The organism is Paenibacillus sp. J31R30 (assembly GCF_059692115.1).
Map to the genome: position 1 here is coordinate 86,569 of NZ_JCAUAV010000012.1, position 25,243 is coordinate 111,811.

19 protein-coding genes are annotated in these 25,243 nt (G+C 45.0%); 14 read left to right on the top strand and 5 right to left on the bottom strand.

The genetic code is table 11. The features are described 5' to 3' along the window. Nucleotides 1-7: 7 nt before the first annotated feature. The 12 genes from AC58QO_RS27475 to AC58QO_RS27530 all read left to right on the top strand — a co-directional run bounded on the left by AC58QO_RS27475 (nucleotide 8) and on the right by AC58QO_RS27530 (nucleotide 12,970). The gene (locus AC58QO_RS27475) at nucleotides 8-775 is read left to right on the top strand and encodes an SDR family NAD(P)-dependent oxidoreductase (RefSeq protein ID WP_497271182.1); all 768 of its coding nucleotides are present in this window, start codon (nucleotides 8-10) and stop codon (nucleotides 773-775) included. Continuing rightward, complete coding sequence (locus AC58QO_RS27480) at nucleotides 772-1,029, top strand: YciI family protein (RefSeq protein ID WP_497271184.1); 258 nt, start codon at nucleotides 772-774, stop codon at nucleotides 1,027-1,029. Before AC58QO_RS27475 ends, AC58QO_RS27480 begins: the two co-directional genes overlap by 4 nt. A 28-nt stretch (nucleotides 1,030-1,057) precedes the next feature. Then, on the top strand, nucleotides 1,058-1,972 hold the full coding sequence (locus tag AC58QO_RS27485; protein WP_497271186.1) for an aldose epimerase family protein: 915 nt from the start codon (nucleotides 1,058-1,060) through the stop codon (nucleotides 1,970-1,972). A gap of 21 nt (nucleotides 1,973-1,993) precedes the next feature. Further along, nucleotides 1,994-3,151, top strand: a complete 1,158-nt coding sequence (locus AC58QO_RS27490; RefSeq protein WP_497271188.1) for an oligogalacturonate lyase family protein — start codon at nucleotides 1,994-1,996, stop codon at nucleotides 3,149-3,151. After that, nucleotides 3,148-4,581, top strand: a complete 1,434-nt coding sequence (locus tag AC58QO_RS27495; protein WP_497271190.1) for a sulfatase family protein — start codon at nucleotides 3,148-3,150, stop codon at nucleotides 4,579-4,581. Before AC58QO_RS27490 ends, AC58QO_RS27495 begins: the two co-directional genes overlap by 4 nt. A gap of 18 nt (nucleotides 4,582-4,599) precedes the next feature. Next, nucleotides 4,600-6,831 (top strand): RIFT barrel domain-containing protein, encoded by a 2,232-nt coding sequence (locus AC58QO_RS27500; RefSeq protein ID WP_497271192.1) that lies wholly within the window; start codon nucleotides 4,600-4,602, stop codon nucleotides 6,829-6,831. 27 nt (nucleotides 6,832-6,858) lie between these two features. Continuing rightward, nucleotides 6,859-7,722, top strand: coding sequence for a fumarylacetoacetate hydrolase family protein (locus AC58QO_RS27505; protein ID WP_497271193.1), 864 nt, complete (start codon nucleotides 6,859-6,861; stop codon nucleotides 7,720-7,722). Between the two features lie 18 nt (nucleotides 7,723-7,740). Beyond that, nucleotides 7,741-8,619, top strand: coding sequence for an SMP-30/gluconolactonase/LRE family protein (locus AC58QO_RS27510; protein ID WP_497271195.1), 879 nt, complete (start codon nucleotides 7,741-7,743; stop codon nucleotides 8,617-8,619). A 34-nt stretch (nucleotides 8,620-8,653) separates the two neighbouring features. Beyond that, complete coding sequence (locus tag AC58QO_RS27515) at nucleotides 8,654-9,793, top strand: glycerate kinase (RefSeq protein ID WP_497271197.1); 1,140 nt, start codon at nucleotides 8,654-8,656, stop codon at nucleotides 9,791-9,793. Nucleotides 9,794-10,011: 218 nt separating this feature from the next. After that, on the top strand, nucleotides 10,012-10,674 hold the full coding sequence (locus AC58QO_RS27520; RefSeq protein WP_497271199.1) for a serine/threonine protein kinase: 663 nt from the start codon (nucleotides 10,012-10,014) through the stop codon (nucleotides 10,672-10,674). A 243-nt stretch (nucleotides 10,675-10,917) separates the two neighbouring features. Next, on the top strand, nucleotides 10,918-12,177 hold the full coding sequence (locus AC58QO_RS27525) for a BclA C-terminal domain-containing protein (protein ID WP_497271201.1): 1,260 nt from the start codon (nucleotides 10,918-10,920) through the stop codon (nucleotides 12,175-12,177). Between the two features lie 451 nt (nucleotides 12,178-12,628). Then, nucleotides 12,629-12,970, top strand: coding sequence for an S-Ena type endospore appendage (locus AC58QO_RS27530; RefSeq protein WP_497271334.1), 342 nt, complete (start codon nucleotides 12,629-12,631; stop codon nucleotides 12,968-12,970). Nucleotides 12,971-13,020: 50 nt separating this feature from the next. Here AC58QO_RS27530 and AC58QO_RS27535 read toward each other — a convergent pair whose 3' ends face one another. The 3 genes from AC58QO_RS27535 to AC58QO_RS27545 form a co-directional block, all read right to left on the bottom strand. Further along, nucleotides 13,021-13,359 carry a DUF3992 domain-containing protein gene (locus AC58QO_RS27535; protein WP_497271203.1) on the bottom strand — a complete coding sequence of 113 codons (339 nt, stop codon included), beginning with the start codon at nucleotides 13,357-13,359 and terminating at the stop codon, nucleotides 13,021-13,023. A gap of 31 nt (nucleotides 13,360-13,390) precedes the next feature. Further along, the gene (locus AC58QO_RS27540; RefSeq protein ID WP_497271204.1) at nucleotides 13,391-13,765 is read right to left on the bottom strand and encodes a DUF3992 domain-containing protein; all 375 of its coding nucleotides are present in this window, start codon (nucleotides 13,763-13,765) and stop codon (nucleotides 13,391-13,393) included. A 193-nt stretch (nucleotides 13,766-13,958) separates the two neighbouring features. Further along, nucleotides 13,959-16,322: an EAL domain-containing protein gene (locus AC58QO_RS27545; protein WP_497271206.1), complete on the bottom strand. Its 2,364-nt coding sequence runs from the start codon at nucleotides 16,320-16,322 to the stop codon at nucleotides 13,959-13,961. Between the two features lie 255 nt (nucleotides 16,323-16,577). On the opposite strand from AC58QO_RS27545, the gene AC58QO_RS27550 reads away from it, so the two are divergent. After that, nucleotides 16,578-20,708: a carbohydrate-binding protein gene (locus AC58QO_RS27550; RefSeq protein WP_497271208.1), complete on the top strand. Its 4,131-nt coding sequence runs from the start codon at nucleotides 16,578-16,580 to the stop codon at nucleotides 20,706-20,708. 50 nt (nucleotides 20,709-20,758) lie between these two features. Here AC58QO_RS27550 and AC58QO_RS27555 read toward each other — a convergent pair whose 3' ends face one another. Further along, nucleotides 20,759-22,540, bottom strand: a complete 1,782-nt coding sequence (locus tag AC58QO_RS27555; RefSeq protein WP_497271210.1) for a cache domain-containing sensor histidine kinase — start codon at nucleotides 22,538-22,540, stop codon at nucleotides 20,759-20,761. Continuing rightward, nucleotides 22,537-24,075 (bottom strand): response regulator transcription factor, encoded by a 1,539-nt coding sequence (locus AC58QO_RS27560; protein ID WP_497271212.1) that lies wholly within the window; start codon nucleotides 24,073-24,075, stop codon nucleotides 22,537-22,539. The genes AC58QO_RS27555 and AC58QO_RS27560 overlap by 4 nt, the downstream gene beginning before the upstream one ends. A gap of 230 nt (nucleotides 24,076-24,305) precedes the next feature. On the opposite strand from AC58QO_RS27560, the gene AC58QO_RS27565 reads away from it, so the two are divergent. Beyond that, entirely contained in the window at nucleotides 24,306-25,229 is a 924-nt protein-coding gene (locus AC58QO_RS27565) for an ABC transporter permease (RefSeq protein WP_497271214.1), read from the top strand. Nucleotides 25,230-25,243: the final 14 nt, after the last annotated feature.

The window sequence follows — 25,243 nt, forward strand, 5'->3', positions numbered from 1 at the left end:
CGATACCATGCGATTTGAGAAAAAGGTTTTCATTGTTACCGGCGGCGGAACCGGCATTGGCCGAGCCACTTCCCTGCGTTTGGTCAAAGAAGGAGCCAACGTCGTCATTGCCAACCGTTCTGAAAAGAACGCGATGGAAACGCTGGAGCAGATGGAAGGCTCGGCAGGAAAAGCTATTTTCGTCAAAACCGATGTGGGACAGTCTGACGATATACAGAGGGTGATCCAGACTGCGGTTGATACCTTTGGCAGGCTGGATGGCATTGTCCATAGCGCTGCGATTGAATCCATGCTTGGAGTTGTCGATTTGTCTGAGGAGGAGTGGCACAACACGATCAATGTGAATTTAACCTCCGCTTTCTTGTTGGGAAAATACGGCATTCCCCACATGATCAATAGTGGCGGAGGCGTCATTATTAACGTCGCTTCCGTTCACGCGCAAGCAACCATTTCAAACTATGCAGCCTATGCAGCTTCAAAGGGCGGGCTAATGGCTTTAACCAGAAGTATGGCGATCGATTACGCCAAAAAAGGGATTCGCGTCAACGCGGTTCTTCCAGGCGCGACAGATACGGGCATGTTGAACAGATACGCGGAATTGGGCGGATTGCATGGTGCTGATTTAAATGAGGAATGGAAAGATGCCCAGCCGCTTGGACGCATCGGAAAACCTGAGGAAGTTGCCAACCTTATTTGCTTTATGTTAAGCGACGAGGCGCCATTTATGATTGGCACTGGTGTAGTAATTGACGGAGGGATGTTGGCTGAGCTATGAAACAGTACATCGCGATTTTGCCGATGCTGGATGAGGAAAAGAATCGACTCCATCGACCGGCTCACTTAGCTTATTTGGAGGATCTGGAAAAGAAGGGTGCCATCTATCTCAAAGCTCGTTTTGTAGACGGAGCAGGGGGCATGGTTATTTACAACGCGAATTCGTTGGAAGAAGCTGAAAAGCTTGCCTCCCAAGACCCGTTCGTTATCCATGGCGCGCGCACATGCGAGTTCCACGAATTGCTCATTGTATAATCCCACGATGGTAAAGGGATGTGGTTGAATGGAACAAATCCGCTTGGAAAATGAGCACCTGTTGATTGACATCATTCCTGCACTCGGTACTAAAATCTGTTCGCTCATCAATAAAAAGACGGGAAAACAATGGATGGATCGACCAGTAGAAAGAGGAGGGTTTCGCCAGCCCCGCTATGGCAGCTTGTGGGAGGAGTGGGATCGATGCGGTTGGGATGAATTATTTCCAAGCATAGATAGCTGTTCCTATCCGGTTGATCCATGGAAACACGTCCAAATTCCCGATCACGGAGAAGTATGGGCATTGCCGTGGGCGTGCAACAAAGTTTCCGACCTAGAGATGCATGCTGCTGCTCAAGGACGAGGGCTGCCTTACCAACTAGAGAAAAAGATGGTTTTAAAAGGCAGTCAGGTATTTTTTTCTTATCGTTTAACGAATTTGAGCGAGCATGATATGCCTTATTTGTGGGCTCCACATCCGATCATTGCCGCTACGGAATCCATGCGCATCTGTTTGCCGCCATCCGTAGGCCAAATCGTAACGACCGTTTCGTTAGATCAGCGTTTGGGAACATGGGGAGCGGTGAAGGAGTGGCCAGCTTTTGTTGGTGAGGACGGGGCCAAAGTAGAAATAGACAAGATGCCTGCCCGTCATTCCGGCGTAGCCGATAAGTTTTATGTAAAAGCGCCCCTTCAAGAGGGCTGGTGCTCCGTTGTGGAGGAAGCTACCGGAGAACAATTTAAACTTATTTTTGATGTAAAAACGATACCTTACTTGGCCTTCTGGTTGAATGGCGGCGGTTGGAATGATCATTATCATCTTGCTTTGGAGCCAGCGACAGGGTATTTGGATAATGTGAGCATTGCTCATGCATGGGACAGTTGCATGGTATTGCCGGGTGGCGGCATCAATGAGTGGGAGTTATCGTTGGAAATCAGCTAGATCCATAGGAGAGTGAACCCATTGATAGGTAAAGTATATCCATCGGAAAAGAAATCGTACATCGATGAAAAGACGGGACGACAGGTGTGGCAGCTGACCGATGGCTCTTCCAACAATGTTCATCTGTATTTTACGGACAATTCATTTTCGTTGGGAGATAAGGAAATTTACTTTCTCTCCGATCGCGGCAGTGACCGGGGGCTGTACAACTTTTTCAAGATGCATTTGGCTTCAGGTCAAATTACACAAATAACAGATGAGCCCGAAGGCGTCGGCCATACTGGCTTCAGCACGAAGACACCAGACAGCGAGCTGTTAGTCTACATTAGCGGCAACAAGATCAAAAAAGCCAATACCCGAACGGGAGAGATAACCGTTGTCTACGAAGAAACCGAGGGCATGACGTTATGGTCTCCTTTTATTAGTCCGGATAAAAAGCTAGTGGGCTTTTGCCGTAACGAGGATGTCTCCATAAAATATGGCAATAACTATGCCGGCTTCAAGGAGACGATGTACGCGATCAAACGGGGCTTTGTCACGATTGCCCATTTGGATGGTTCTCAGGTTTATAATGCTTTTGAAGATACCCACTGGCTGGGGCATTTCCAATTTTCTCCGCATAACAGCGATCTGGCCATGTTCTGTCATGAGGGTCCGTGGAACCAGGTGCATCAACGTATTTGGCTGCTGGAAATTTCCTCGGGTAAAGTAATTCCCTGCTTTAGACAGGAGGAGGATGATTCTGTCGGGCATGAGTTTTGGACGCGAGACGGCTTAATCTTCTTCGACAATCGCAGAAAAGGGCATGACGGCACCATTACTTCGAAGCGAACGCAGGCTACGATCGTTGCGGAGGAAAGCGGGCAAATGCCATATATCGGATTGGCTGATGAGAAAGGCGAAGTGCTCAAAACGATTCCGATGCCGCATTATTGCAATCATTATCATGCCAACAACGATAACAGCCTATTGGTCGGGGATGAAGTCGATGATATTGTCCTCATCACATTGAACAATGGTCAAACAGAGCTGGAAACGTTATGTACCCACCATACCTCATGGGGCTCCCAAATGTCGCATTGCCATCCGACGTTTAGCTGGAAGGCTGACAGCATTTTATTCGCCTCCGACCGAAGCGGAACGATACAGCTCTATGTAACGGAGGTAAATGTAAAATGAAAAAAAAGAACTTATTGTTTATTACAACGGATCAACAAAGGCAGGATTCACTGCCCTGTTATGGGTTGGGTTTTATGAAAACGCCTAGTCTAGATTGGATTGCTGATAATGGCATGGTATTTAACAACTGTTACGTGACAGCTCCTGTATGCGGACCTAGCCGGTCTGCCATGATGTGTGGGCAGTATCCTTCTGTCGTCGGGACATTATCCAACGATACCAATCTTCCTGAAGGGACACCAGTGTGGCCCGAGATCGTTGGCAGGGAAGGCTATCAAACGGCAGCAATTGGCAAAATGCATTTTACCCCGTGGGATCAACTAGGCGGATTTAAAGAGCGAATTATTTGTGAGGATAAACGGCATTTTTATTTACCCGATGACCACTATACATTCCTAAAACACAATGGATTGGACCGATCGAGTCCGGTTGAGTTTCCTGAGTACCAGGAATCACTCGGAGCACCTTATTTTATCCATGAAAAGAAGTTCCACCCAGATGTATTTGTTGCAGAAAGCGCGGCACAATGGCTGGGAACGAATGGTGATGAGCCATTTGCCGTTTGGGTGAGTTTTCCAAGCCCGCACGATCCCTACGACCCGCCTGCAGAAATGAAGGATATGTATGAAGAATGTGAGATTCCTGAGCCAATTCAAGGTTCTGTAGAAGCGAACTATATGTTGGAAGAGCAATTAGCGTTCTGCAGGGATACGGAGAATAATTCGGTTTTCAGAATCGATCCTACGAAGGCAACTCCCGAGCAAATTAGAAGATGGCGAAAGCATTACTATGCGACAATCTCTCTGATCGATGAAGGCATTGGCAAGATGCTAGATGTATTAAGGGAAAAAGGCGTGCTGGAAGATACGTATATCGTGTTTACAAGCGATCATGGGGATGCGCTGGGTGACCATGGTTTATCCTATAAATATTTCTTTTACGAATCAATGGTCAAAGTTCCACTTCTTGTGTATGGACCGGGTGTGGCGAAAGGCAGCACTTGTGATTCCTTGGTAAGCACGGTTAATTTGATGCCGATGTTCTTGGATATTTGTCAGGCTCCCAAACCGAAAACGGTGCAAGGAAAAAGCTTAATGGCATTAATCGAGAACCCTGACAAGCCGATTAATAAATACGTTTTTAGCGAATTTTTAGGACGTTCCATGGTGTATGACGGTAGATATAAATATGTTCATTATATTTCTGGTGGCGAAGAACTGTTTGATGTACAGGAGGATCCACAAGAGATTACGAATAGATCGAAGGATGAGACGTTGTTTGGCATAAAGAGCGATCTGAAAAGCAAACTGATTGAGCATATGTTGGAATGCCAGAGCTTGCTTAAACAAAGAACGACGGTAGAAACCCATCCTGAACGGAAGCGAATTGATGACGAGTATAAGCAGATGAGGATGAGTATTAAGAATTAGAGGAAGAAGGAGAATACGATGAACATTTCATTGAGTTTTGAGAAGCTTTCCAAGTTTCCACGCCATGAAGAACCAAGCACGATTGCTGTTCCTTTTGCGGAAGGGATTGTGTCCGATAGCTCAAAAGTAACTGTTCTAGACGGCAACGAGGTGGTACCGACGCAGTGCCGAGTAACGGCAACGTGGCCTGATGGCTCCGTGAAGTGGCTGCTGCTGCACTTCCTTGCGGATCTTCCGGCTAATCTTGGCAAATCATTCATCATCTCAACGGATCATGAAACGGTTTTGCCATCGGAACCAGTGGGGCTTCAGCAAAGCAATGGATCGCTTGTGATCACGACAGGTGCGCTGGAAGCCGATTTGTCAGCTCCGGGTGAAACAGGCTTATTCAAGTCGTTGAAGCGCAAGGATGGCTTTCCGACGCATAGCGTAGTGGGGCCGTTGCTTCGAGATGAATCAAACCATGAGTATGTATGCGAAATTTCCACTGAAGGCTGGCGAGTTCTCGAAGCGGGTCCTGTTCGGTGCTCGGTTGAAGCGAAAGGGAAGCATCTCAGTGCTGACGAGAATCGCTGGTTCGATTTCGTAGTCCGGGTCTATGCGTTTGCCGGAAAACCGTGGTTGATGGTCGATTATCAGATTATCAACAAGGAGTCGGACAAGGAGCAAGTGATACATGCTGCCGAGCTGCGTATTCAATCTGCGCAGGACATTCTGCAATCCGAGCAGCTTCGACTAGGAATCAGCCGCTTTGGTGCTGATAAAAGGTTGTCCAAGAGCGGAGTAAAGGGAGATCATTTGTCGTATGCCTTTACGGCAGAATCTCTGAAAAAAGAGTTTATTGAAGACATCCCGGAAACATTTTGTGGAACATTCTGGGCAGATTTCCATGAACAGAATCAAGGTGGAATTAGTGTTACGTTGTTCCAGGCCCCACAAAACTTACCTAAGTCTCTGGATGTGACATCTGAAGAAATCAACGTGGGCATTATCCCTGCGGGACATCCCATTACCATGATGCAGGGCATGGCCAAAACCCATCGGTTTTTCCTTCATGTGCATGGAGCGGAAGAAACGCTGGAACAGGTTAATGTACGCAGTCTGCAAATGCAGATGCCGGATCATCCTGTGCTGGAGCGCGGAGCCTACGAGCGGGCCGGGATTATCGAGGCAATCCCAGGCGATCAATTCATCGACTGGGTTGAGCGTGGATTTTATCGCATGGCGGACGGCCGAGCGAAGACCTTCGGTATGCTGCATTGGGGCGATGCGCCTGATAAGAACTATACGTTCCAAGGCAGAGGCGGCGGCGATTGGGTATGGGTGAACAACGAGTATGACCTTCCGCATGCCATGATGCATTTGTTTGCGAGAACCGGAAGAAGAAGATTCTATGATTACATGCTAAGAGGCGCAGAGCATTGGATGGATGTGGATATTTGCCATTATAGCGAGGATCCTTTGCGTCAAAATGGGCAAATCATGCACTCAGCTAAGCATGTAACAGGAGTCGTTAAAATTTGTCACGAGTGGGTCGAAGGCCTGCTAGATTATTATCACATGACCGGCGAACAATCCGCGCTAGCGGCAGCCATTGGGATTGGTGACAACATAACAAGGATCTTAAGTACTCCCCGTTACCAAGGAGAGGGAGGCATTGCCGCTAGAGAAAGTGGTTGGGCGCTTCGCAGTTTGACAGCCTTATATAATGAAACTTATGAAGAGAAATGGCTGGAAGCTGCAGATCGCATTGTCGACCATTTTGAAACGTGGAAAAATAAATTCGGCACATTCTTGTCCCCTGCTACGGATCACACCGTGTATCGGTCAGGCTTCATGATTTGCGTAGCTGTCAACAGCTTGATGCGCTACTATAAAGTTCGCCCACAAGAACGGATCAAGCAAATGATCGTGGACGTGATGGACGATTATTTGGAGCATTGTTATGTGAAAGAAACAGGTCTTTTTTACTATAAAGAGTTACCTAGTACACAGAAACTGCACAGCAATCCGATCTGTCTAGAGGCGTTGTCCTATGCCTATGAATTTACCGGCGAAGTGAAGTTTCTGGAAGCGGGTCGAGCTACGTTCCGCGAAGGCATCGATATCCGTGGGGGCGAGGGAGAAGGTAGAGAAATCTCTGGTGATGCCCTCATTTTCTGGGGAGATAGTCCGAAGAAGTTTGCGCAATATTACTACCCAATTTTCTATTACTACCAAACCATCTTAAAGGTTGGCATCAAGATATAAAATAATGAATCAGAGGAGACATATAGGATGAAATTACTGCAATTTTACACAAAACAGGACCCAAATAAGTTGCAAGTCGGAGTTGTAAAAGGTGAAAACACCATTCAAGCAGTAAACGTATCTGGCAGTTCACGTGATGTAATTCGTGGGCTTGCCGCATCTGGTAAGAGTGCCGAGGAATATCTCAATTCACTTGCGGAAAATGGTGCTGTGTATGCTTTGGAGGATGTCAAACTAGCTTCACCTCTGACAGACCCAGAGAAAATTATTTGTATCGGACTCAACTATCATGACCATGTCATTGAATCCAATATGCAGGTACCGAAGGTTCCTGTGCTTTTTCCAAAGTACAACAACTGTTTGACCGGACACGAAGATTTCGTTACGATCCCGAGCGAAGTCTCTCAATGTGATTACGAAGTCGAACTTGCAGTGGTTATTGGCAAAACGGCAAAAAAGGTATCCAAAGAAGAGGCGATGGATTACGTTTTCGGTTATACGGTGTTGAATGACGTCAGTGCCCGCGATATTCAGCTGAACGAACCACAATGGACGCGTGGAAAAGCCATAGACGGGTTCGCGCCTACAGGTCCGTGGATTGTTACCGCAGATGAGATTGAAGACCCTGGAAAACTGAATATCTCACTGACATTGAACGGACAAGTGATGCAAAATTCGAACACGAAGGAATTAATTTTCGATGTTCCGCATTTGATCTCATTTCTTTCTAAGACGATTACACTTCAACCGGGTGATATCATTAGTACGGGAACGCCACCGGGAGTCGGGATGGGCAAGAAGCCACAGGTATGGTTGAAGCCTGGTGATGTTGTGGAAGCGACAGTTGAGGGAATTGGTACACTTCGCAATACGTTTGCAGCAGATCTCTAAAGGATAGGTGACGTTATATTGGCTAACTCTCTTCGAGTAGTTGCAGACGTTAAAGCCTTGTTAGGCGAGGGTCCCACTTGGGACGCACGAAATGGCTTATTATTTTGGGTAGATATCCTAAGCAACAGTCTGTATGTCATGGAACCAGTTTCCGGACGGCAGCAAGTGTATCACTTCGAACAAACTTTAAGTGCTGTAGTAACCGATAAGAGCGGCGGTCTTCTAGTTGTCACGAATAAGGGCTACCATTCACTTTCGTTAGATGATGGTATCTTGATACCTATCCATGATCCTGAGGAGCATTTGTCTAACAGTCGTTTCAACGATGGCAAATGTGATCCGCAGGGGCGGTTTTGGGCAGGCACCAAAGACCTTGACGATGCTCCGGGAGCTGGAAGCTTATACTGTTTGGATACAAACTTGGAGTGCCATAAGAAGCTGGATAACGTCACGATCTCGAACGGGTTAGCTTGGAGTCCGGATCATAAGACGATGTATTTTATCGATAGCGCATCAGAACAAGTGATGGCTTTTGATTATGACGACCCAGCAGGGAATATCACAAACCCTCGCTGTGTCATTGATTTTAAAACTGTTGAGGGATGGCCAGATGGCATGACCATTGACACCGAAGGCATGCTATGGATTGCCCATTGGAATGGGTGGCAGGTGTCCAGATGGAACCCGAATACGGGAGAATGTCTTGAAAGCATTCCAGTTCCGGCAGCACTCGTCACTTCATGCGTGTTCGGGGGGCCGGAGCTACGTACACTGTACATTACAACGGCTTCATGCGGTCTTACAAATGAAGAGCTGCTGAGCCAACCTCATGCGGGGGCGCTTTTTGCAGTAGATACCGAAGTGCGTGGAGCTCAGACTTACTATTTTGGGAAATAATCGGGAAATGCTTTCCGAGCGGGAGACTAGTTTTATGAAAATCGTGATTGCACCAGATTCGTTTAAAGGTAGTCTCAGCTCTGAAGCGGCAGCCATGGCGATAAGAGACGGTATTCTGCGGGCTATGCCTGAGGCAGAAACCGTCCTTATTCCTATCGCAGATGGGGGAGAAGGATCGGTGGATAGCCTTGTGCAGGCAACGCAGGGTGTTAAGATGTCTGTTCCTGTGCAAGGCCCGCTGCAAGATGAGGTGACCGCCACGTATGGTGTTCTAGGAGACGGTGTCACGTGTGTGATTGAAATGGCGGCGGCATCCGGATTGATTTTAGTTCCAGCGGAGTACCGAAATCCAATGGTGACGACAACGTACGGTACCGGTCAATTGATCCGGCATGCGCTTGATCACGGATATCGCTCATTTATACTTGCGCTAGGTGGCAGTTCGACGAACGATGGTGGATGCGGCATGCTGCAAGCATTGGGCTTGCAGCTTTTGGATGAAGAAGGGCGTGAGATTGGGGTTGGCGGACAAGCCTTGCCTCACATTAAGCGCATCGATGCCTCCAGGTGGGATGAACGCATAGGTGAATCGCAATTTACAATTGCTTCCGATGTCACGAATCCGTTCATTGGCCCACATGGAGCATCGCGTGTCTTTGGACCGCAGAAAGGTGCGACGCCGGAGATAGTTGAAGCGCTTGATGGAGCGCTCTCCCATTGGGCCGACGTCATAGAAACACATACCGGTACAGCTGTTCATCAGCTGCCGGGGGCTGGTGCAGCGGGAGGACTTGGTGGTGCGTTTCAAGCGTTCTTCCCCTCAAGCACGAAACGTGGTATCGATGTGGTGATCGAAATGTCTAAGCTCGATGAGCATCTGAAGGATGCGGATCTCGTATTTACTGGCGAAGGGCAGACGGATGCCCAGACCGCTTCTGGCAAAGCGCCGATGGGGATTGCACAGGCTGCGGGGCGGCTTGGCATTCCGGTCATCGTCTTATCAGGCTCAGTCGGACAAGGGATTGAGAAGCTTTATGAATATGGTATGACAAGTATTCATAGTATCGTGGACGGACCCATATCGCTTCAGGAGGCGATGAGTCGAACGCCTGAGCTGTTAACGCAGAAAGCAGAGCAAGTCATGCGTACTTTTTTAGCCGGTAGAAGAAACTGATTCTCTACTTATCATACTCATACAATTAGATACCCATAGCCTATACACTTTTATTATTGTGTCTAGCCTATAGGTATCTTTTTTAATCTGGCGTTTGCCGACACGATGAACATAATTTCTACTTTCATTGTGGATGAATGACAAAGTAATTTTGTTCTAGCATATTACTAAATATTTTTGTATAATACCACACATTAATAGATGGGGGTGACAGGTGCGTGCAGAAGCGTTGGATCGAAGTAATTGAAGCACAATTGCTTCCGAATTTGCAGCTTGCCAGTGAGCGGCCTTATGACCCGATCGTCGTTTATAGTGTCCCTGAGCCGTGGCAGCTTGTCGGGGCGGGTAATTATGCGGCTGTGCTGATGCATCCAAGCTATCCGGATATGGTGGTGAAGGTGTATGCGCCGGGGCGGCCGGGCTTAGAGGATGAAAAAGAAATATATCGACGGCTGGGCAAGCACCCCGCATACTCCGAATGTCTGCATGCGGGTGACTCTTATCTCGTGCTGCGCCGACTAACGGGCGTTACGCTATATCAATGTGTGTTGCGCGGCATCCCGATTTCTCGTCAAGTACTGCATGATATCGATGAAGCGCTGGAGTATGCGGTTAGCCGGGGACTGAAACCGCATGATGTGCATGGCAAGAATGTGATGCAGCGTGGCGGCCGAGGCTTGGTCGTCGACGTATCGGATTTCTTGAAAGAAGACGATTGCTCGATGTGGGACGATTTGAAGCGCGCCTACAATCGCTTTTATTTCCCATGGCTGCGTAGGCTGCCGTTCCCGGAGCTCCTGCTGCACCTTGTGCGCCGAGGCTACCGAAAATACCGCGGTTGGGCGCGAAATTCTAGTGAGCTACATAAGAAAAGTATGTAAAATGGTTTTTTAACCGCAAACTCGGCATGTGAAGTATCGCATGCTGGGGTTTGCGGTTTTTGTAATCTAACGACATGAAAGTATCTACAATGAAAACTTCGGAAGGTCTTTTTCGCATGGGTATATTTTATCCAAGGGGAGACATGAGTACAAGCATATTAAGCTGAAATTCATTTACTAGTAATAGAGTCGTTTGAAGCAAGTAAGGTTTCTTGTTTGGTTTGCCTTAGGAGGGTATGATTCGTGAACTATTGCGGTCCTGGAGATGAGGATGAAATTCAAGAAAGATCACATAGACAATGTTCTTGTTCAGTCGCTTTAAGCTGCAGCGGCATTCCGTGCGTATGTCCAACCGGTCCTACCGGTCCAACCGGAGCAACTGGTGAAGTCGGAGCGACCGGAGCAACGGGGGCGACCGGAGAAACAGGCGCAACCGGTGCAACCGGTGCAACGGGAGCAACCGGTGCAACCGGAGCAATCGGAGCTACGGGAGCAACGGGAGCGACTGGGGCAACCGGTGCAACGGGAGCAACCGGTGCAACCGGAGCAATCGGAGCTACGGGAGCAACGGGAGCAATCGGAGCAACAGGGGCAACGGGAGCAACAGGGGCAACTGGAGCAATCGGAGCGACTGGGGCAACCGGTGCAACTGGAGCTACGGGAGCAACGGGAGCAACGGGAGCAATCGGAGCAACAGGGGCAACGGGTGCAACCGGTGCAACTGGAGCAATCGGAGCGACTGGGGCAACCGGTGCAACTGGAGCAATCGGAGCGACTGGGGCAACCGGTGCAACCGGAGCAACGGGAGCGACTGGAGCGACCGGTGCAACTGGAGCAACCGGTGCAACCGGAGCAATCGGAGCAACAGGGGCAACGGGAGCAATCGGAGCTACGGGAGCAACGGGGGCAATTGGAGCAACCGGAGCAACGGGAGCAACCGGAGCAACCGGAGCGACTGGGGCAACCGGAGCAACTGGAGCAACCGGAGCAACTGGAGCAACCGGTGCAATTGGACCGAATTTTGCGTCGACTGGATTTTCAGCATTCTTATCTACGCTATCCATTGCAACAAGTACACAGCTTACAAATTGGTCGACGGCTAGTCCTTATTATGGACATGCGAACTTTAACGCAGTTACCGGCAACTTCACGGTACCGACAACAGGAAGGTATACGATACTGGCAACAATTAACTACTCCACGACTGCAGCTATCAGCGTGAGCCTAGGCCCCGGAGTTAATCCTTTTTTTGCTGTGCAGCGAACATCCCCTTCCGCCGTCAATTTGGTGAGCGGTTTTCTACCTATCTTAAATGTTAACATAGTATTGATCCTAACTTTGCGCGCAGTATTGGGAACTGGTGAAATTACATTGGCTGGGGACGTTGCGTTGTCGGCGGGCGATGTTGTCGGTCTATTCTATAATGCGTCTGGATTAACGATTACAATCAATATAGGCAATGGTACGACTGGAGTTGTGTGGTCGATGCATCAGATTGCATAGTCTATTAGTGAAATAAATCAAAAACATGTATAACCATTGAGGGAGAACATTCATCTAATATAAGTATGTAAAAGGAATCGACACACCGAAGGTAGGAGGAGGGGCGATGAACAAGAAGAGCGCGAGGAAAAAGTTTATAGAGCTGACCATCGTTCACAAGACATCGTCATCCTGCCTATCCTTAAACAAAGGGAGTGTCAGTAGACCAAAGGAGAAAAAGCGGCATTATCGTCGAACGTTGATGAGGATCACACACACCGTTCTCCCTAGTTCTCGCAGCCGATTTCCAACCAAAAGGCCAAAATCTGAATGCGACCTCAATCCAAAACCTAATCTTAAGCTAAAGCTAATATGTAAGCCAACGGTTAAGTCTGGCCCGCCACCTAAGCCTTGTCCATCACCTAAGCACCACCATTGCCATTCTTTACCTACTCCGCCACCTCCTCTGACAATGATCAATAAAGAATGCTGCGGTAATATACTTCTTCAAGGCAATCAGCCTGGATTTCGGATATGGGAGATGGATGTGGAGTCCAGGATCGAAGTGGCTCAGATTAGTATATATTCGAGCTCGAGCAGCACCCAAGCACTAGAGGTTGACATTGAAACCGATGACGTCGATAACAAACGACTGAGCATTCCTCCCGGAAGTACCATAAATTTTATAGGCCAAGGTGTCAAAGCAATTACCATCTCTTCACTGAATGACGAGATGGGTTATGTAGAAGGCAAGTACGCCATTTCCACTACACTCCAAATTCAATCCGAACATCCATGGTGCGAGCATGAATAAGGTGGTTTCTCACGGTTAAGTGAAAAACCACCTCAAATGTAGCGTACTTCTTACATGCTGTATCGCACGGTTATGCAAAATTCCCCGGTTGCAGCTGCTGTTGATGCAACAGTAATCGTATCGAACCGCGCGACAGTGAACGAGGAGCTGCCTCCTGGTGGCACTACTATAGCGGTTATGACGGGAGTTGCCGAACGTAGAAAAGCAACCGTAATGTTACCGGTCCCCGTTTCATTCTTGACATATCCGGTGCCGCTAATCAGAGTTGCCATATTATCGGTGTAAACAGTGGTTGTACCTAATGCAGGCAGCAGCCAATTCGTACATACTTTATCCTGTACGTAGGTTTTTTGCGCACAACAACAAAGAGCTGTGTTACAAGAGCACATTATGAGTACCTCCTTTAGTTGACAAATGGCATTATTGAATCGAATAACGGGTTGTGATACAAAATTCGCCTTGATATAAACCATCGTTTATTCCAAGCAGTGTTAACTGTATCGTGGCGAAGCGTTGGTAAGTAAAAGCTAGACTGGTTCCAGGTGCAATTGAAATGGGGGCCGCTAAAATGGGATCTCCTGCGCTGTTCAATACATCCAACAGAATAGCAGCAGGTCCCGAATCGAACTTCACATATCCCGTACCCACAAGGTTCGGATTAATATTATTCGTGTAAGCGACAATCTCTACATCTGTGGCATCTACTGTGCCGGTCCATGGCGTACATACTTTATCCTGAACGAAATTTCTCTCTGAGCTGCAAGTTAAAGCAGCAGCCGAATTATCACATGCCATAGGTAAGAAAACCTCCGTTTCTGTGTTTCTAAACTATTTAATGCAGGCAAATAGCTGTACGCTTGGACATCTGACTGAATGACGGATAATTAATATGACAAGACAAGTCTGGGCAGAGGTACGAGTGAGTTCTCAAAATAAAAATGCAGCCCTAACTTTTATAGGGGCTGCATTACTTTCATACTTACTCATTTTAAGATGAAATCTTGTTTATTCCTTTTACTAATAAGGTCTCAAAATCATGAGCTGGAATAGGCTTGCTATACCAATAGCCTTGTACTTCAAAGCATCCAAGACTGGACAATACTTTGATTTGACTTTCACTTTCAACTCCTTCAGCAATTACATGTAAGTTCAAGCTGTTTGACATTGAAATGATAGCCTCAACGATCTTTAAATCGCTATTACTATTCATCATATTTTGAACAAAAGATTGGTCTATCTTCACCGTGTCAATTGGCAATTTACTTAAATAATGAAGTGATGAATGACCCGTTCCAAAATCATCAATTGAAATATGAATACCCATGTTCTTCAATTCATTTAAAATAATATTGGTATATTTAAAATCTAAAATACTCATATTCTCTGTAATTTCAAGCTCAAGATATTTAGAAGGAAGTCCTGTTTCGCTTAATACATGTTTAATCATTTTTATAAAATCTCTTTGTTTTAACTGAGGTGTTGAGATATTAACGGAGATGCGCAATGGAAGATAACCCAAATCCAACCATCTTTTATTTTGCTTACACGCGGCACGTAACACCCATTCACCAATTGGATTAATTAGACCTGTTCTTTCGGCTATTGGAATAAAGTTATTAGGTGGAATCCATCCCTTTTCTGGATGGTTCCAGCGAATTAATGTTTCTAATCCAGTAATAGCACCAGTCATTGTGTTGACTTTAGCTTGATAGTAAAGTGTAAAATCTTCATTTTTTAAAGCATTTTCCATCTCTTTTTTCAGTATAAGTTCATTTTGATTAGGTTTTTCATCGCCAATTGTAAAAAATTTATATTTTTCGTTCCATTGGTCTTTCGCCCAATACATGGCAGCGTCGGCCTTTTTAATTAGATGATCTATGTTACTTCCATGAAGGGGATACATACTGATTCCAATACTTGGACTAATCTGAATTTCGCTCTCTTTGATTAGGAATGGTTTTTGCAACTCATGAATAATATTTCGCACAATTTTAGTCGTTTCTTCGACCGTGGTTCCTGGGATTAGTATTGTAAATTCATCCCCACCAAAGCGGGAAACCAAATGAACATCCGTTACGATACCTGTTAGTCGCATAGCCAGACTTTTTAATAATAAATCTCCTGATTCGTGCCCCATCGTATCATTAACCAATTTGAACCCATCTATATCCATAAACAAAACGGCTATTTGTTCCCTTTCCACTTTTGCCTTTTCCATATACATTGTAAACTTCTCAACAAAAAGGTTGCGATTGGGTAGGTTGGTTAGAGCGTCATGATAAGCTAAGTGAATAATTTTTTGTTCATATTGTCTACGTTCCATTTCTGCTTGAGCACGAGATGAAAAGATTTTCAATAATGATTCTGCTAATGAACTATTCTCTATTTTGCTATGGTGCATAAATACAAATATCCCTAAAATATGACCTTTTGAATCAATTAACGGAATCCCCATGTAACTCTCAACGTTTAATTGAATTAACATCTTGTCCAATGGGAACCGCTGTTGAACACCTGTGGGATAGGAACGGAACCCGTTTTTTAAATTTTCACAAGGTGTATTTGCTAAAATATATTCAATATTATCAACGATTTCCCCATGGTTCCATAAAGCAATGGTTCTAGTTTTATCATCACCAATCCATTCACCAATGAAGGCATAATCCACATTCAACATTTTAGCGGTATATTGCACTAAGGATTGAAAAAACACTTCACCCACCTGAGCAGATACAACTTTCGAAATATCCGATATGGCATTCTCTAATCTTTCGTTTTCCGTCACATCTTTGGCTATGTAATACAGACCCGTAATTCTTTGATCTATAACAATAGGAACTGTCTTTGCCAATATTTTAATACTATTACCTTTCTTATGAATGATATGTAATGAAGCTTGTTGTCCTTCACCTTTTTTTGCTTTTTCCAAACCCTCAAGATGATCATTCAAATTTTCTTTGGGAAAAAAAATCTGAACGGATTTACCTACAATTTCATCAGCTTTATAACCAGATATTCGTTCTGCTATAGAATTAACGTTAATTATCATTCCTTCAAGATCCAACATAACTACTGCATCCTGATTATTTTCAAACAAAGATTTATATTGTTGTTCTCTACTTAATAATTCCGCTTCATTTTCTTTAAATTTTTGATAATAAAATTTACTTTTATCAAATTGCTTTCCTATCCACCAACCTAATATGGCATAAAGAATTGTTACCGACAGAGAGATAATGAAGCGTTTCCATCCACCTTCATAAGAACCATTTATAGTATACGAATAAATACTCCAGCCTATCGCACTAAAGCTAACTATGATTGCGGAAATGATTCTAGCTGTATATCCCAATGTAATACCACCTATCTCATAAGTTAATATTATTAAGGGGTATTTTACCATAATTTAATCGAATATTGTCGTTTTATGTAAAATATATAAGTACCTCGCCGCCATCAAGTTCGATAAGGTGTTTGTCTCGGAATTGACCGTTATTAAAAGACTGTTAATTAACGTTATAGATCTGAAAATAATCGTGTAGAGATCTCTTTGATTGCATTCCTATAATGGACATGAATGTAATTACATTGTAGAAGGAGAGATTTTATGCGAGAAAGGATTACGAAATGGGTAGCTTTATTTCTGCTTTTGTTTTTGACGTTCCCTTCCAACACCGGTATTGGCGTTCAAACAGCTTATGCGGAAAGTCAAACCTATGAAGCGGAAGCCCAGGTTAATGTTTTAAGCGGTAACGCCTCAGTAGCCGAATGCGCTGTATGCTCGGGAGGAAAGAAGGTAGGTGGTCTTTATCAAGGTAGCTCACTGCAATTCAATAGCATTACCGTGAACGAAGTCGGTAGCTACAAGGTGTCGGTTTCTTACATATCCGGCGATCCTCGTGCGGTGAACATCCGTGTAAATGGAGGGAGTGCGCAAAACTTCGATTTTCCCAAAACAGCTGACTGGAGCACGGTTGGCACTTTTGACGTCACGCTTCAACTGAATGCCGGTACGAATACGATCGTGTTTGAAGATGGAAATTGGTATTCGCCGGACATCGACAAGATAGTAATCGCTTCCAAAGTAACTGAAAATCCTGGAGGAGGTGACGGAGGCGGAACAGAACCGCCATTCGCACACAATTACGAAGCTGAGTCTGCTGTAAATATACTTACTGGCAAAGCATCGGTGTCCAATTGCGGGAAGTGTTCAGGGGGCCAGAAAGTCGGTAATTTGTATCAAGGCAGCTCACTGCAATTCAATCAAATCCAAGTGAATGCACCTGGTATCTACTCGGTGAAACTATACTATATCTCCGGTGACCCCAGATCTGTTCAAGTCAGTGCAAACGGAGGGACGTCCGAGTTGTATGATCTGCCGAAAACGACGGATTGGAATACGATCGGCACGTTTGACATTGATCTTAATTTAAAGACTGGCAGCAACACGATCATCTTGTCTGACGGCGATGCTTACTCCCCTGATATCGATATGATCGCTGTTTCGCCTAAAATTGTAACCTATGAAGCAGAAGCATCCGCTAATACACTTGCTGGAAAAGCAAGCATTTCGAATTGCAACAACTGTTCTGAAGGCAAAAAAGTAGGCAATTTATATCAAGGCAGTTCCTTACAATTTAATGGCGTTGAAGTGGGTTCAACGGGGAATTATCAAGTAACGGTTTCTTATATATCCGGCGACCCTCGTTCCGTACAAGTCAGTGCAAACGGTAGTGCTTCTGAGACATATGATTTTCCGAAAACTCCTGACTGGAATACGGTGAATACTTACGTTATTCCTTTAGCTTTAGTGGCTGGCAGCAACACGATCCAATTTGCTGACGGCAACGGTTATTCCCCGGATCTGGATAAAATCGTAGTCGGTCCGAGAATTGAACCGAATCCTGGTGAAGATGATAACGTCGACAGCAACCTTGGCGATCCCGGCGAGTCGAAACAGTACGGTTCCATCTCCGTAACGCATTATACGTATGGCGCGACTTTTTCGAACGGTAATATGACCATTACATACCATACGGATAGCGGCATGGCAGATTATTCATGGAAGGATGCCAAAATTGTAAAAGGCGTTTACGGCAGCCTACAATTGGGCGAGCTCGTCACCAATAAGAGTTATCCACAGCATACCTTATCGGATGCTGCGATCGTCCCGGTTCATGACGGTTTCGGTACGGGGCTTCGTTTTACCGTTATCAACGAATCGCCTGGTAAACCTACACTTCATCAAATCTATACCGTGTATGAAGGAAAGAGCTTCTTTCTGACTCAGTTAAAAGCGGTAAATACTTCATCTATGACGACGAATACCATAGCTCCTGTTGTTGTGACCAATAGTGGCGGTGTGGATATTGGAAGCTACACGGATAACAGAGCGCTATTTGTCCCATTTGATAATGATAATTGGATTCGGTATAAGGCTCAATCGATCAACACTTCGAATACGGGTTATGAAGTAACAGCTATTTACGATAACGCGACTCGGAATGGTCTCGTGATCGGGTCTGTCACTCACGATACGTGGAAGACGGGTATTAGCTGGAACGGGTTTAATAATAAATTGAATAACCTCACGGTGTATGGTGGAGCGTCTTCCAACGTGACGCACGACGTAGAGCCTCACGGGAGTATATCTGGTACTGAAGTAACGTCACCAACCGTATTTGTTGGCTATTTTGCGGATTACCGTGCCGGTCTCGAAGAATACGGTCGTGCGAACGCCGTGTTTACTCCGCCATTAAGCTTCCATGGACCTGTTGCCCAAGAAGTTCCGGTAGGCTGGAACAGTTGGGGGGCCTACGGCAGCAATCTCACCTACCAAGATGTCATAGATACGTCGAATTACTTCAAGGATCACCTTCAAAACCATTCTTTTAACAACAAAGGTACACTTTACATTAACTTGGACTCCTATTGGGACAATTTGACGGATACCCAGTTGCAAAATGCGGTGACAACAATCCGTCAAAATGGTCAGCAAGCCGGTATTTATTGGGCACCCTTCGTTTACTGGGGCAATAATATGAGTCAGACGGTTGAGGGGACGAACAATCAATACACGTACGGAGACATTGTATTGAAGGATAGCACGGGAAAGATCTTGCCTACTCTGGACGGTGCTTATGCACTTGATCCGACTCATCCGGGCACGAAGAAACGAATGGATTATTATTTGGGCAAATTTAAGGCTTTTGGTTTCACTTATATCAAATTGGATTTCTTAACGCACGGTTCTTTGGAAGGAAAGCACTCGGACCCAACTGTGACTACCGGTATTCAAGCATATAATCAAGGGATGGCGTACGTGAATACTGTCATCGCAGGCAGCATGTTTATTAGCGAATCGATTGCGCCATTATTCCCAAGTCAATATGCACACAGCCGACGAATCTCATGTGATGCATATGGCAAAATCAGTGAAACTGAATACGAGCTGAACTCGCTCACTTATGGTTGGTGGCAGAATGGAACGATTTACCCGTACACCGACCCAGATCATATGTCGTTGTCCAGGGCAAGTTCCATGGACGAGGCACGTAGCAGAGTAAATTCAGCCGTTATTTCAGGCACGGTTTTCTTGAATTCGGATGATGTTCAAAATGAGACCGCACAAGCCTACATGAACGAATTGTTGACAAACAAGGCAGTCAACCAGGTTGCTTTACTAGGTAAGGCTTTCCAAGCAGTGGAAGGGAATACTGGAGCCAATGCGGCCGAGACTTTCGTGCTTAATCACAATGGCACATACTACGTGGCTGTCTTCAATTACAGCGGAGCTTCCTCTTCGACGAAGTCCATCGATTTGGCCCGTGCTGGATTGAATGGCGACAGTAACTATCTACGAACTGATTTATGGACGGGAGTCGAGGATAAGGTGAGCGGAAAGCTAGACGTAACCCTGAAGCCTGCCGAGTCTAAACTATTTAAGCTTCAGCTTGATTCTATTCCACCTACGACAACCGTCGTCGTAGGTGGGATCAGTGGTTCTGGAACCTTTACCAACAAAGACATCAAGTTGACATTCAACGCAGCAGATCAACCGGGAGGCACCGGCTTGCTGTTGACGCAATATCAGCTGAATGGCGGAGATTGGATAACAGTTAACGGATCAGTAACGCTAACCGTGGAAGGCATTTACAGCATTCAGTATCGTTCGAAGGATCGATACGGTAATGTGGAGGAAGCCAAGCAAGTGATTGTAGGTATCGATCACACAGCACCCCTTGTCCGAATAAATGGTCCATTAACCATCTGGCAAACAGATCCGTTGAGCCTGCCTGTTCAGATCACGGATGCGTTAAGCGGCATGAGCAACAGCACCGTTCAACTGGATAAGAAAATCACGGGCAATCCAATTCAAGCTGCACCTGCATCCTTAGCCGTTGGAAACCATGAGATCGAGATCATCGGAACAGATCTGGCCGGCAATGTGACGGCGAGTACGTATACGCTGCAGGTACAGATCGATACCAATCATTTCATGGATCTCATCAATTTTGGTGTTGCGAATGGTTCGATCACCATTTCAGACAAGGGCAAGGAGCTGCTTGCCAAAGTGGAAGCGATTGTGCGCAGCCATAATAAAGAAGCGACTGTCCTGCAATTAAAAGCGCTGCGAATCTTTGTGCAAGTTTTAACCGTCGGCAAGAAGATCACCAAAGAGTTTTCTGACATTCTGATTGCCGACATCGATTACTTCATCCAAAATGCCAGTAAATAGTCATAAGAAAAAGGGGCTCTTGCAAGAGCCCCTTTGTTTCACATTTTCAATCATGCTTGAGAACTAATACCGTGTAGCGGTATACGAATTTGCGCCTTTGTCCCGATGCCAAACTTACTATAAAGCATAACACCGTATTCGTCGCCAAATGCTAATTTGATCCGCTGGTCAACATTGGTAATTCCGTACCCCGAGACGTTGTCGGTTTTATTCAGAGCACGTTCCAGTGTTTCTGTCCGCATGCCCATTCCGTCGTCAATCACTTCCAGATAAATATCGCGATCATCCTTGTATACTTTTATGATAATATTAATTCCCATTTCATCATCCCAAATGGCATGATTGATGGCGTTTTCGACAAATGGCTGCAACGCCAGCTTGACCGTCTGATACACAAGAACAGAATCGTCAATCACATAGTGGAGCCGAAGCAGTCCCTCGAACCTGCGCTGTTGAATGGCAATGTAATATTTAGTGAGTTTGATTTCTTCACTGATGGGTAATATCATTTTTCCTTTATTTAAGGAAATTCTGTAAAACTTGGCGAGATGTGAGACCATTTCATTAATCGTGTTATCTCCATGCCTAACGGATAATGCGGAAATAGACGCCAGCGTGTTATATAAAAAATGCGGATTGATTTGGGCTTGCAGCATTTTCATTTCTGCTTCTTTCGTGGCAATTTCCTTCTTGTAGACTTCGTTGATCAACTCTTTCAGGCGACCAATCATTTTTTGAAAGGCAAAGGATAACTGTCCAATTTCGTCATGCCCCATAAAAGTCATGTTGACATTAAAATCTTCCCTTTCTACCCGTCGGATGACTTGAAGCAGGGATTCAATCCGTTTGGTAAAAAAGCGTGCGGTTATATAAATTAAAACAACAGAGATCGCTATACTGCCCAAAGCTATGAGTAGAATTCGTTTGGATGCTTTTTGAGCGTTCGTAATGAAGCTCTTGTAGGGGATAACGGAAATCGTTTTCCAGCCATTTTTAATCGTGTTGTAAACAACGAGCGATTTCTCACCATTGTACATGCTGTCGAAGCTTCCTGATACGCTCTCACCGAAAGTACCGGGGATCAAGGTGTCGATATTTTGATTTAGAAGCGCTTTATTGCGGTTGGATAAAATATTGCCGTTCTCGTTGACGATATAAATATCTTTATGTTTATCTTCCTTTTCCATGAGCCGATAAATGTCGGCTTCGGCAATTTCGAACGTAAGTATACCGTAAGGAAAGTTAAGGCTGTTGTTATTGAGCAAACGCGCCAACGTGAATACAGGCTCAGTGGCATCTGTAGTTGCGGAAACGCTGTATGTCACATTACCGTGAGAGTTGGCGATTGACGCGTACCAATTGGTGGCTTTTGCTGCCGCATCAATTCGCTTAATATACACGCTATCCGCAGGAAATGTTGTATTGCTAATGTAGATGGATACCGCCCGAATATCGGGATTTGTTGCCAATACATTTTTTATCACATTATTGAAGTAAATATAGGAATCCAAGTACTCTGTTTCGTTTTCGGTGTAATCTTTGATCAATAGCAGACGAAGCGTATTATCCAAATAAATGGAAGCTGATATTTTCGAATAGGAATCAAGCTTTGTTTCCAAGTTTGTGTTAATTTGATCAGTCGTTGCAATCATATTAGAGTAGATTTGCGTCGTTAACTCCTGTTTGGTGGTGTCATAAGAATATTTGACGAAAAACAATAACGGTAAGATCGAAACGATGCAAAAGACGGCGAATAATTTACGGTTCAAACTGAGATTAAGAAACGTTTTGGCTACAAACCGGAGTGGCAATGGCAATTGTCTTTCTATCATAAAAGTTTCTTCCTGTACTCATTGGGGGTCGTTCCTTTGAACTTCTGAAACACGGAGCAAAAATAAGAGACGTTTTCGTATCCAACGGATACAGCAATCTCATGGATTTTTTTGGATTTATCTTTTAGCAATTCAGCGGCATGATGAATCCGTACACGTGTCAAGTATTCCAATATCGTTTCTCCTGTTTTTTCCTTAAATAAGGTGCGTACGTAATTGGGTGACAGATACACTTGTTTAGCGATATCCTCGATGGTTAACTGTCTGCTGAAACTGCGGTCGATAAGACTAACGATTTGATGAACGATATGGAGATTCTTGTCCTTGTCCTTGTCCTTCATCAGGGAGAGGATGGAATGGCAGACATCCAGAATGTGATCTTCGATTTCATTTATGGTTGAATAATTGGCTATACGCTTCCAATCGTCGACATACATGGAATTGACGGAGTCACCTCCGATTAAATTGGCAAAATGCTGCTCTATGGCCGTAATAAGCCGCAGCGAGCTTGAGCAAACCAGATCCCGGTCGACCTTCGAGGTACGCATTTCTTCGAAAAAGTCTTGAATCACGGTGATGCCTGCAGATTCCTGCAAGTGGGAAATGGCATGACAAAGTGATGCAATTACCGGTTCAGGGTTCACGTCTTTGTAAACCGGCTGGATAGCTTGAGCGGCCTTTATACACGATCCCAAACCGAAATAAAATTTGCTTTCATTCGCTCGTTTGGCGCCTACAGCTAATTCGTATAGGCTATCCAAGCCCATACGAACGTCGGATACACCGATTGAAATGATGGCGTCGTTCCTGTCGTTTACATACCGAATCAGTTGCTCTGATGCTTGGTAAAGCTCTAATGACGATATATCAAGCTTGTGACAGAGTAGTACGAATGTTCCTTCTTTAATTTGACAGAGAAAGGAATGGGGAATTTCCGCCTGCGTGAAATTGCGGATAAGTGTCACGAGCTCCACACCATAATTGCTAACAGGATCAACCGTTATATATAACATTTGAAAAAGACCGCTCGATGGTATCTGGGATGGCAGCAATAACAGTTTCTCGATCCATTGAGATCTATTTAAGGGATTACTTTCTAGAAGCAGCTCCCTCAGATAGGATTCCTTTAGTACTTCCGAAGTTTGGGAGGAAATCCGGAATTCCTCGCACTTTTGTTTGATTTTCACCATTAAATGCTGGAGCTCTCCCATGTCGAGAGGCTTCAACAAATAACCGATCGCTTCCACGGATAAAGCTGCTTTAATATAGTGAAACTCATCGTGACCACTTAGAAAAGCGATCTGTACATTGCGATTGATCTGTTTAGCCCGTCTGCTGAATTCTAGTCCGTCCATGATTGGCATACGAACGTCCGTTAATATGATATCAGGTTGAAGTTCCTCCATGCGTTGAAGCGCTTCTCTGCCGTTTTTAGCCGTTCCAGCGACACGAATGCCCATGTCTCCCCAGCGAACGTATTCGGCTAGCATCTCGAGCTCTATTTTTTCATCGTCTACAAGCAATATGCTGTACATCGAAAGCGTTACCACCTTTCTGAACGCTTAAATCTTACCAAGTGTATTGTAAAACGTATAGCTCAAATAAACAATGATCTCGTAAAAGGATCGTTCATTTGGAATATGTTTCGGAAGAAACTTGTATAGAATTTCTTTTTGCTCATTTCTATAATGAAAATATACAAAATGATTATGGTTGTGACTGAGCGGCACAAGCCGCCGCAGCCTGGAAAAGGCAGGTTATTCATATGGAAGCGCGACTTAAAAGAATGAAGGGGCAAAAATATTTGTACCTCATGATCCTGCCGGCCTTCATCTCTACCATCTTATTTTCATATGGTCCAATGTTCGGCTTGTACATGGCGTTCATCAATTACTCGCCCGGCGGAGGTTCTTTTTTTTACCAGTTTTTTACGAGCAAGTTTGTCGGCTTTGAGTGGTTTCGGTACTTCTTTTCAAGCGGTGATTTTTATATCATCATGCGCAATACATTAGCACAAAGCATCTTATCACTGTTGGTTGGATTTCCGGCACCGATTCTGCTGGCCCTTATGATCAATGAGGTGAAGACCGGGGTATTCAGAAAATTGGTACAAACGGTATCGTATTTGCCTCACTTTATATCTTGGGTTATCGCTGCAAACATCATCATAACGCTGTTATCTTCGCAAGGTCTAATTAATAAGTTGTTGATGCTAATGAACATTACGGAACAACCGGTACAATTTTTCCAAAATGGCCATTATTTCTGGGGGATCATTGCCGTATCCAACATGTGGAAGGATATGGGGTTTAACGCAATCATGTATTTGGCTGCAATATCCGCTATCAATCCCGAACAATATGAAGCAGCAAGAGTTGATGGTGCTAACCGCATACGCCAAATGTTTCATGTCACACTTCCATCTTTACGCCCCACGATCGTCATTCTGGCCATTTTATCAATAGGAGGTATTTTGAACGCGGGGTTCGATCAGCAGTATTTGTTGCAAAACAACACCATATTGAAATATTCGGACGTTATTGATACCTATACGTACAGATACGGACTGCAGAATGGCATGTTCTCTTATGGTGCTGCGGTTGGATTGTTCAAATCAGTCATTGCCTTCATACTGGTGGTCAGCGTTAACACGTTCTCCAAGCGAATGAATCAACAATCGTTGTTCTAATAAGAAATAGATAG